At 43.4% G+C, this 10947-nt stretch carries 5 protein-coding genes and 1 pseudogene; all 6 read right to left on the reverse strand.

Features of this window, described 5'->3' with window-relative positions; all coding sequences use genetic code 11:
- Positions 1–13 precede the first annotated feature (13 nt).
- Complete coding sequence (locus tag EXN75_RS14080) at positions 14–1096, reverse strand: helix-turn-helix domain-containing protein (RefSeq protein ID WP_134844284.1); 1083 nt, start codon at positions 1094–1096, stop codon at positions 14–16.
- Positions 1097–1112: 16 nt separating this feature from the next.
- The gene (locus tag EXN75_RS14085; RefSeq protein ID WP_134844285.1) at positions 1113–4712 is read right to left on the reverse strand and encodes a GH92 family glycosyl hydrolase; all 3600 of its coding nucleotides are present in this window, start codon (positions 4710–4712) and stop codon (positions 1113–1115) included.
- Positions 4713–4793: 81 nt separating this feature from the next.
- Positions 4794–7532, reverse strand: coding sequence for a GH92 family glycosyl hydrolase (locus EXN75_RS14090; protein ID WP_246031417.1), 2739 nt, complete (start codon positions 7530–7532; stop codon positions 4794–4796).
- Between the two features lie 99 nt (positions 7533–7631).
- Positions 7632–9269 carry a RagB/SusD family nutrient uptake outer membrane protein gene (locus tag EXN75_RS14095; RefSeq protein ID WP_134844286.1) on the reverse strand — a complete coding sequence of 546 codons (1638 nt, stop codon included), beginning with the start codon at positions 9267–9269 and terminating at the stop codon, positions 7632–7634.
- Positions 9270–9293: 24 nt separating this feature from the next.
- Positions 9294–9701, reverse strand: a complete 408-nt coding sequence (locus EXN75_RS18335; protein ID WP_246031418.1) for an OmpA family protein — start codon at positions 9699–9701, stop codon at positions 9294–9296.
- Positions 9678–10820, reverse strand: a pseudogene (locus EXN75_RS14100) (TonB-dependent receptor domain-containing protein); the annotation flags it as partial. The pseudogene EXN75_RS14100 and the gene EXN75_RS18335, both read right to left, overlap by 24 nt.
- Between the last annotated feature and the right edge of the window lie 127 nt (positions 10821–10947).

Raw genomic sequence — 10947 nt, forward strand, 5'->3', positions numbered from 1 at the left:
CAAATGGTAAAAACTAACCATTTGACACTCTACGGCGGTATTCCTGTGGCGAACAACCATATACAGAAGCAAATACTCTGCGGAAAGTAGAAGGCGAATTGAATCCTGCTTTTTCCGCTATAAAAGAAAGCGGATCTTTAGTGGAAGAAAGTAACTGTTCTGCATATTTCACCCGATAGTTGTTCACATAATCATAAAAAGTCTTGCCATTCTCCTGATTGAAGAAACGGCTGAGATAAGTGCGATTGGTTCCTACTCTCATAGCGACATCCGACAACTTGAGTTTGGGATCGAGATAAATTTTCTGATTCTCAAACAGATCTTTTACCATCTGACTGATTTCGGGAGAAAGAAGATAATCGCCGGCAGACATCCCGCTATTAGCCTCACCTACCACCCCACTTGCATCAGAAGAACGGGCATCATCCACATCTCTCAATTCATCTATGACCGATTCGTGCTTATAGAGGAAATAACCAACAAACATCCATGTGGCCAACGACAGAATCATATAGAGATTGTCAAAATTCACATCCACCATCACCGAACTGCAGGTCCAGGCAGCCAGAATAAAGAAGAAGCTGACCAGTATGGCTCTGAGCCAATGAAGATTGATGTTATCCTCATACGAAAACCGCTCTTTCAATACCCGATGATATTGGGATATGAAAAAGAACGTAAGAACCAACGTGACGCTACCATAGAAGACAGCCCAAGCTGCAATGATATAATACCAGATGGTATGTTCTGTGACAATATAGAGGAGAGGCAGCACGACGAACGGCACCTCATGCAAGATGCCCTTGCGCCAGGTAAGCCATCCGGGCTTTACCAATTCCATCAGCACAAAGATGTAAAAAGGAATAATGACAATATCCATGGAAGTCATCACAGCCCACCACCTGCTCGTCATGTCATCTACATAATAATATATTACCAGGTCTTTCAGGCTCTCTACCACATAGATGAGCATGATTGCCTTGATAAGACGCGAGAGAACATCCGATCCCTTACGCCAGAAGAACCATGCCATCATGGAATAAAACATGACGCACATTCCATATATAAAATATCCTACAGGATCTATCAGTATCATCTTATTTTCTTAATTTTTAATATTTAGGAGAATTTCCCATTCTGAAAGAAAGTTTTCCACCTTTCAGCAAGTCATCATGAGACAAAAAGTAGCCAGACTTACCATTCAGGTCAACTTGCTGGATGTAGAAATTCTCATCATCGACTTCCTCGGCAACAATTTCGAACTTCCTGCCGTTCTCTAAATTGAATGTAACCTTGTCAAAACTTGGTGTGCCTATATAATAATAAGGTGTAGCCGGACATACGGGATAGAACCCGATGGCAGAAAACATATACCAAGCCGACATCTGCCCCGCATCATCATTACCCGACAGTCCGCCAGGAGTATCATTATATTCGGTATTCAGAATATGGTGAATGCGCTGCTGGGTTTTCCAAGGAGCACCAGCCTTATTATAAAGGTAGGCTATCTGATGACAAGGTTCGTTACCATGCCAGTACAATCCTTCATCAAACATTCTGTCCAGACGTGCGATGACGTTCTGCCCACTATTGTTGATAACTTGGAAAAGTCCCTCCACATTCTGAGGCACATACCAGGTATAGTGACAGGTAGCCCCCTCGGTAATATAACTCTTGCGATGCACCAGGTCGAGATTATTTTCCCATTTCCGGTTTTGATGACGACCATCAGCCCATCCGGTCTTTGGATTGATGACATGACGCCAGTTTTCAGACCGTCGCATCAGTTGCTCATAGTCAGCTAATAGCATTTTCTTATCCAAGGACAAAAGATGGCCTTTATTCTTCTGATATTCCAGAGAATCAGCCAACAACTTTGCCATCTGTGCCACGGCAAAATCATCAAAAGCATATTCCAAAGTACGGGAGGTCTGCTCATTCTGATGAAAAGCCTCTTTCACACTATCCTCCATCGGAATAAATTCATATTTGAGATATGACTTCAAAGCCCTTCTTCCCATACCATCCTTATACTCCTCGAAAGACTTCGGACTCTGGAAAGCATTCTTACGCATCCCCTGGTATGCTGTCTGCGCATCAAAGCCACGAATGCCCTTGACATAAGCATCCGCCAGAGCAACACCGGCATGGTCGCCAATCATCGCTGCCGTATAACTGTTCCAACAAGGGAAAATAGGCATCCATCCACCCTCCTTGTACATATTGACCAGCGACTGCATCATGTCACCCGACAAAGTTGGCGTGATGATATTATAGAGAGGAAGTTCGGCACGATAGATATCCCACATAGAGAAATCTCCGTATGCTTTTGGGAGTGAAGAATGAAGAGTGACGAGTGAAGAATTCTCTTGCTTCGTCTCTCCATGAGCAAATGGTGGGTAGTCGCCATTCACATCACTCATCTGGCGAGGCAGGAACGAGGCACGGTAGAAGGCTCCATAAAACTGGTTGACCTTAGCAGTATCCTTGCTTTGCACATCTATCGTATGAAAGCGGTCGCACCATGCATCGATGGCTCTTTCCCGCATCTCATCAAAACTACTTGCCAAGTTATCCACTTCTTTCTCTAAATTGGAAATCGCATTTTCCTTGCCTGTAAACGAACTGGCGGTTCTCAATTCCATCGGTTTTTCTGTCTGACCTTTGAAGGTAAGCCAAGCCCCGATGCGGGCACCTTTAGCCTCCAATCCCTTTCCTTTCTTACTCTCCTTGGAGAACACGCCGAAATCAACCAGTCCTTCAGGGTATTCCAAGACAAAATGCCCACTAAATCCTGCTGGTTCACCCCATCCTTGGTAGATGCGATGCACAGGATTATAACCATAAACTCTATGATTCAGCGTATCGATCTCTATATATCCTTCCCCCTCGTCACTATTCGGATTGATGACGATATGAACATCTTGGTCTTCCTGTGGTGTTACACGCAAGATGGCAGTATGGCTCAAAGCCGTAAGTTCGGTTTTAAGATGTTCTTTCCTCAAGTTGATTGCATAGTAATGAGGATGAGATATTTCATCTGCATGCGAAAAAGGAGTAGCACGTTCCTCTGGCTGCAATCTCAGTTTGCCGCCCAAAGTTGCCACCGTAAAGGAACCGTAATCCTGGGTGCAACCTCCTACTATCCAATGGCTGTTGCGAAAGCCCTGTAATTCTGTATCCTTATAATAATAAGGTGCAATACACTTTTTCTCCGTATCTTGAGTCTGAGGAGTCCAGAAATTCTGTCCGTTAGGCACCAGTACGGCAGGAAGAGTTTGTCCATGTTCCTCACTTCCCTTACCAAACATGCCAGCCGTCTTGGTATTAGCCTGCGCTGTGCCCACCATCGTATTGAGGGCATGGAGCTGACGTACATGTTCTGCCTTGTCTATCCGGCTTTCCATATACTGCTTGAATTCTTCCCAGGAAAAATAGTTTTTATCATAAGGCGGAACATCAGAACCATAGAACACATCTTCCATGCCTTTGATCTGTGCCTCGTTCACCTCATTATACAACAGTCTTACCACAATATTTTTCTCAGGATGAGCCTCATCCGGCACATTCTTCTTATAGAAAATCATCTGTAGGTTGGTAGCCATTGGAACCACAACATCCATGCGATTATAGTCATATCGGTCGCAGGAACTTTCAAACATTCCCGTCTCTTCAGAAACCCTTTCATAGCCAGCCCCCAAAAGAGTAAGCAGGCGATAGAGATTGGTATCATGTCCGAAGCGCAAATCTGCAGATGGCTTACCCAAAGCCAAAGCCCTATCAGCATCATCTCTGATATGATGCCACAAAGAAACAGCAGAACGCATCGGAATCCGTTCATTATAGAGATCATCTCCATTACAGATCGTCATACGCTTATTGTTGGCTTCATAGAAAGCACGAAATTCCTCATCTGTAAAGAGGGCATTCAACTGTTCCTCTATATCTTTCGGATAAGACTTGAAATTCAAACCCACATCCTGAATAGAGGAAGTGAAGGCCTGCATCTCCCCCATCAACTTCATCGGATCATCAATCTTGGAAATATCCTTGAAAAGCAGATGCATGAATCTGTCTGTAGAAACCTTTGGCGTAACCTTTGTCCTGTTTTCCAATGCTTTTTCTTCCGGAGAAGTATAGGCAATCCATGCCATATCGGCAGAATCGGTCTTTACATCCATCGTTAGTGACGGCTGCAAATGATGCAATTCATCCGTAAAAGCCAACATACTTTTTGCACAACGGTCAACGACACTTGAACGTGCCGTCACACGATTACCTGTAGCAAAAATATGAGGAAAGCGTTGATACATACGATTGGCAATGCCCCGATGCTGAAGAGCACCTAATTTCGACAGTTTACCACCATTACCCTGAGCATTATCCCATACTCGCCATAAGATTTTCCTTACCTTTTTTCCTAAAGGAGTAAGATTTGATACATCCTCAAAGTGCCGGTTCACCCAGGTATAGCGGTCATCATGGGGCATCCAGCGGGAGCCATGACGACCATAATGACTTATATAGAAAGGAGTGTAACCCTCCAGAACCAGATTATCCTCATCCTCATATTTCTCGATAGAAAGAGTTTTACCGGTCTCTACCTCAGTAAAAGGATAAGCGCAGTACACCCCACCCATCTGGCGACGGGTCTGAGCTTGTACCAGCAAGAGACACATGACAAAACCGATTACTAATATTACTTTCTTCATTAGGCTTTTATATTTTTCCACAAAGTTACAAAATTAATTCTATTATCAGAACAAATCTAAAACAATTTTCTTATGGAAGAATCATTTCCCGTCCGGAAGCATTCCTGTGAGGGTCCAATCAATACCTAAAGGATTGTTTTTCATCCAAAGCACCCATGGCAGTTGGTGACAAAGACTGATACACATCGTTGTGCCATCTATATCCGCACGCACGACAACGGTCTTTGCATCCCTTGACACCTGTCGCCAAGTAATATCATTATAGATGAAAGTACCAGAATGAAGCAACTGCTGTAAGGCTTTTCTGGAAATAAACAGGAAGGTACCATCACGCATACCTTTATTCTGCGACTTGTTGCAGACATAGATATTCTTTCCTTTCTGCGGATTGTCCCAAGAGAAACCAGTAGCCTCATCCACCAGTCTTTCCGGTATCAGATAGACCGACTGGTTGCATTTCAAATACAGGGTATCACGGTTTCCATTCAGATAAGTTGCCCCGAGCTCCCAATTGCGATACTGACGGTTTAAAACGAAATGAGAAATCCCCTGTGAAGGAATACTTTTCAACAAGTTATCCACATCTTGTTCACAACGTGGAAAACGCTCTTTCTGATTAGAAATCAGCATCTTAGCACCGTTATCAACAGTAGAATCAACAGCAGAAAAACCAGGAAGTACAAGTTTTCCACCATTTGTTAATAACTCATGAGTCAAGAATTTCCTATCCCAGGATTTCATCTTTTCATCCCTTACCACTTGCAGTTTTTTACCATTCTCCAGATGAATCGTATATTCAGGAATCAGCGGCGAGCCTACCAGATAGAGATTCTGTCCTGCCACGGGATAAAGACCCATCATATTGAAGACAAGCCAGGAAGACATGGCGCCGCTATCATCATTTCCCGGCAAACCAAGCGGAGTATCATCATAGTTGTCATTCACAATCTGTCTGATACGTGCTACACTCAGATCAGGTCTATCCACCCAATGGTAGAGATAAGGAGTCATAAAACTCGGTTCGTTAGCAACATTATAATGTTTGTTGGCAAAGAATGTATGAAGGCGCTTGATAAAAGCCTCCTTACCACCGCACAACTCTACCAATCCCGGCACATCATGCGGAATACTGAGACTATATTCAGCCGACAAAGCTTCATAGAAGAAAGTACTCCACCATGGCAGATACCAGGGAGCCACCTTCGTATCAGGGCGATAAGGAATCAGGGGATGATAAACTTTTGATTTTCCCCAAGGCACAGAGTCGAGCCATCTCCCATCTGCATCACGAGGCATGATGAAGCCACGCATTCCCTGCCATTCATAATCACCACGCCAAAGATTGCGCCAGTTACCAGAGCGCTTGAGATATTTCTGATACAGGTCTTGATGTCCTAACCCTTTCGCCACCTGAGCGATGCACCAATCATCATAACTGTATTCCACCGTACGGTTGCCAGCTCTGTCGATACCATAAGGGATATAACCGAGCGTATTGTATTCCTTCAATCCACCACGACCATGCTTTTCATCAGGCACACTTCCCAAATAACCATCATCATCCGTAGGTGGAACTTCAGCATCCTTGATCATAGCCTTGAGTGCCAATTCATAGTCGATACCTTTCATCCCTTTGGCAAAAGCATCGGCTATCACAATTTCAGCATTGCTTCCTCCCTGCGTTCTTCCATTCCAATTACCACTCCGGGCATCCGGCATATAGCCATCATGCTTATAAATATTCAGAAGCGAATGGATCATATCCCGCTGCTTATCCTCATCTATCAGAGTAAGAAGCGGCATAGACGTGCGGTAAGTATCCCAAATGGCATAGTAATCATCATAATAAGGAGTATCAGAGAAATGAGGATTTTCCCCCGACTTATCCACAGGCATCAGCATCGTATGGTAGATGCCCGTGTAGAACATCCGTTTCTGTTTCTCAGTTCCTGCGATTTCTATCTTCCTCAATTTTCCATTCCAGGTTTCTCGTAGATGCTTCAACTGGGCATCGAAACCACAGAAAGGGATATTTCGCTTGGCTTGGGCGATACTGATATGCGAAATACCCAATTTCAGATTGGCTATACTTTCCAAGAAAGTGACATCCAATTTTGCTTTAGATTCTTTCACCTTATTATATAATAGAGGAACATCGCTCTGCAAATAGAAATATACGGTATAAGGGCCGCCATTGTTCCAGCCGCCCCGAACCGTACTCCATCCAGAGACGGCATATTTTCCATCACAGGAAACATACGAATCCACATACTGCTGCGCTTCGCGCTTATCAGGAATTGTATCTATTCCTAAGAAAGTAGCCACATCTATCAAGAGTTTTCCCTTCTGCTTCTTGCCAAAGTCCAACCGATAGAAAGCACAACGTTCTGAGGCAGTAATCTCAGTTCGTATTCCATTCTCAAAGGTACACGCATAATATCCCAAGGAAATCTTCTCATCCATCCATTTCTGTATGATTTCCTTGGAATCGAGGTAAGGCTGAATCAGGATATTGCCATATTTCTGTCCACCACCCGTTCCGCTAACATGCATCTGCGAAAATCCTTTGACAGGTTCAGGTATCGGTGCCCATCCTGCATTCGGCATAGTCACGGCATCCGGTCCCGGCTTTGCCATACCATAAGGCATACAAGGGCCAGGGAAAGTTCTTCCCAATCCCTCACTTCCGATACGTGGATCTACATATCGGGTATAATCCTTAGCTGCAACCAGCAAGGCCACAGCCAAGAAGGCCACCAAAAGCTGTAAAGACTTTTTTCCTGCCAACCATAGTAATAAAAACAATAGGTTCCTTCTCACAATCAAACAGTTCTATCAAAATGAAACAAACTTCGCCTAACAATTAGGAAAAAGGGAGTGGCAGACCCTGCCACTCCCCATTTATCATCATTCAATCGATTAATAACCAGCATTCTGTTCCCAACCATTCAAGTCGATGTCACTTTGAGGAATAGGGAAGATACGATGGCGCTTGTCGAAGTTTGCATCAGGGAAGTCCTTGTAATGTGGAAAGAACTCATCCTCGTAATGACCGAAACGAATCATATCATTACGACGCCAGTTTTCATCGAAGAACTCACGACCACGCTCGTCATAGATTTCCTTCAATGTAGGCTCAGAAGTAAGAGTTGGAGCACCTGCATATGTACGAATTTGGTTGAAGAGTTCCTTTGCACCACCAGTGCCTTGACGAGTAAGAGCCTCCGCCTTCATCATCAGGATATCCGCATAACGGAAAATCGGGAGGTCATTAGACTGGTTGCGACTATTATTGTAGTCGCTAGGAATTGCAAACCATTTGATAGAGTGGCATCCCTGCTGATAAGCATTGGCATCATTTCCAACATCAATATCGTTGTCAATTTTGGCAAGAGTTATATCCTCTGTAAAATGCATCTGCACACCTTTATACATAAAAGGTTCCGTCGTTGGACGCAATGTTTTTGGGTCACGAACATAGACATCGCCACGAAGTATACTAAGGTTACGAATATCACCATCTAGGCAGAAAAGTTTGGCAAACTCTGGAGTAACAACCATATTTCCACCAAATGACTGCGTAAACTTATCCGTTGACCCATAAACATTAGGCAACATATTCTTCATATCCTTAAATGTACGAGGGCGTGCATACTGTAATCCATAAGAACTACCATCCTTGATGTCTTGGACAGCATCGTATGGTATGGCATAGATAAAATCCTCTACCGTCCAACCATTATCATAAGAGAACTTATGGAGATAATCTACTGTACCCAAATTGAATTTACCACTATTGATGATTTCATCGCAAGCAGCAATACAAGCATCCAATTTTGGATTAGCTGCTGTTGCAGCATCATACTGGTCAACAGACTCCGCAGTATAAACTGCCCAATTGATATAGAGTTTGGCAAGCAGAGCCTCAGCCATCCACTTAGTTGGTTTACCGTATGTATTCTCCGTTACATCCTCTGTCAAATAAGGAATAATATCCGTCAACTCACTCTCTATCCACTCTGCAACTTCCTTACGAGGAGAACGAGGCACAGATGTACCTTCTGCAGGAACACTTTCCAAGATAGGTGTGTCACCATAACTATCCATCAAAATCCAGGTATAATAAGCACGTATGGCACGAGCTGGCGCTTTCATCTGGGCAGAAGCCCCACTACCCAACTCTTCCAAAACTTTATTAGCCTTTGTTATGCCTGCGGTTACATCGGAATACCAACCTATAGATGCATCTGTAGGAGAGCTACAGTGAAGTGCTTGATTTGCGTAAGTATGACCATCAACGTAACCACCGTTAAATGCTACAGATGTAAACTCATCAGAGGCAAGACTCTGAGCTTCCATATAACGACGTCCAAGCGTACCTTTAAGATGGTAATACACATCAGCCATCTTCGCCTCTACCACAATCATAGGGTCTATTCCTGAATTCTGACTAGGATCTTCCGTATATTGCGAATTTGGAGCCATATTCAAATCCGTACAGCTGGTAAGTGCCATAGCTAACAATCCAGCTGAAATAAACAATCTATTTAGTTTCATATTCTGTAATCTGATTAATAGTTATTACTTAACAGTCACAATAGCGATACGGTTTGCATGGTTGCTATCTGCACCCTTAGCAACAATACGTGTCACGTTTACGCCCTTATCTTGCAGATATTTAGCAACCGCATCCGCACGTTTCTGTGAAAGTTTCTGGTTAGCAGAAGACTTACCTTCAGGAGAAGAGTAAGCCACAATCTCTACATTTGAACCACTCTTAATACCATCAAGTTCTGAAGTATTACCAATCTCTGCAGAATTTACTGGGAATGTCACAACGTATGTGCTCTGTACGAAAGTTGTCTTTCCAGGAACCTCTTTAACCACTTCCTTGATGACTGGTACTTCCTTGATTACCTCTCGGTCGATATACTGTGGCGTAACCTTTTTCTTCTTGCTTCCACCGAAATTAATCTTAACACCCACCATGAAGGTACGTGTATGTGGATAACGGCTCCAACGATAATCGATACCCGGGTCAATGCCACCCATATTCACCTCAGGATCAAGTCCCTTATAGTTAGTGATCGTAAAGAGGTTATTGGCTGTACCATAAAGAGTCAAGTCCTGAATCCAGTCATTAAAGCAATTACGGAAGGTATAGCTTAGAGAGAGGGTTTGGAGACGAACGTATGACCCCTTCTCTATGAAACGGTCTGACGGAAGCGAACCAGAGGCATCACTAGCTGGGTTGTTAAGAAATTCCTTCAACACGTTCTTACCATCAGAGAACATTTGAGCACTCGTATAATGAGCACGTGCGCTATTATAAACATCATTTCCAAACACACCTGTGATAAATGCATTCAAACTCCAGTTCTTATAAGTAAGCGTATTGTTCCAACCTGCATTGAGTTTAGGCTGCGCACAGCCTGTTATAGAACGGTCTTTCAAACTTGGATTATTGGTAGTTTCGCCTGTACGATTACCATTTTCATCAAGAACGTAGTACTCTGAGCGTCCATTTACAATTCCTGCATACTGATATGTATAGAATGTACCAATAGGTTCGCCCTCCATAATTCTCTGTGTCCAACCATCTGCAGAAACACCAGCTACCATTGGGTCACCCTGGGTGAGATTAGTAGTATGGAATGTCTCATTCTGCATCTTATCGACAGTATTCTTGTTATGAGAGAGGTTGAGGGTAGTACTCCACATGAAATTCTTGGTACGAACAGGCACCGCATTCAACGTAAACTCAATACCCTTATTGGTCATCTCACCCACATTGGCATCTATCCAACCATATATGTACTGAGTTGTTGAAACAGGATAGCTCCAAATCAAGTCTTTGGTCTTCTTATGATAAACCTCTACAGTACCATTCAGACGTCCCTTCAAGAATGCAAAGTCGAGACCAATGTTCAACATACCCGTTGACTCCCACTTCAAATCAGGGTTTGCATTCTTGGTTGCACCGTATGTGCGATAAGTCTTACCATCATATACGAATGTACCAGAAGCACCATACGTATTATAAGAAGAATACACATCGAAGCCCATGGCATTACCAGAGATACCATATCCCGCACGAAGTTTCAAGTTCCTCAAATCCGCAACCTATAGGGTTTAGTGGGATTTTGCTTGCAAAGCGACAAAATTCATTTTATTGTACATATTTCTTGCACAACAGAAATGTCGCAGACACAAAATCCCCTTACCCCATAAAGCG

The organism is Segatella hominis, assembly GCF_004535825.1.
Taxonomy (GTDB): domain Bacteria; phylum Bacteroidota; class Bacteroidia; order Bacteroidales; family Bacteroidaceae; genus Prevotella; species Prevotella hominis.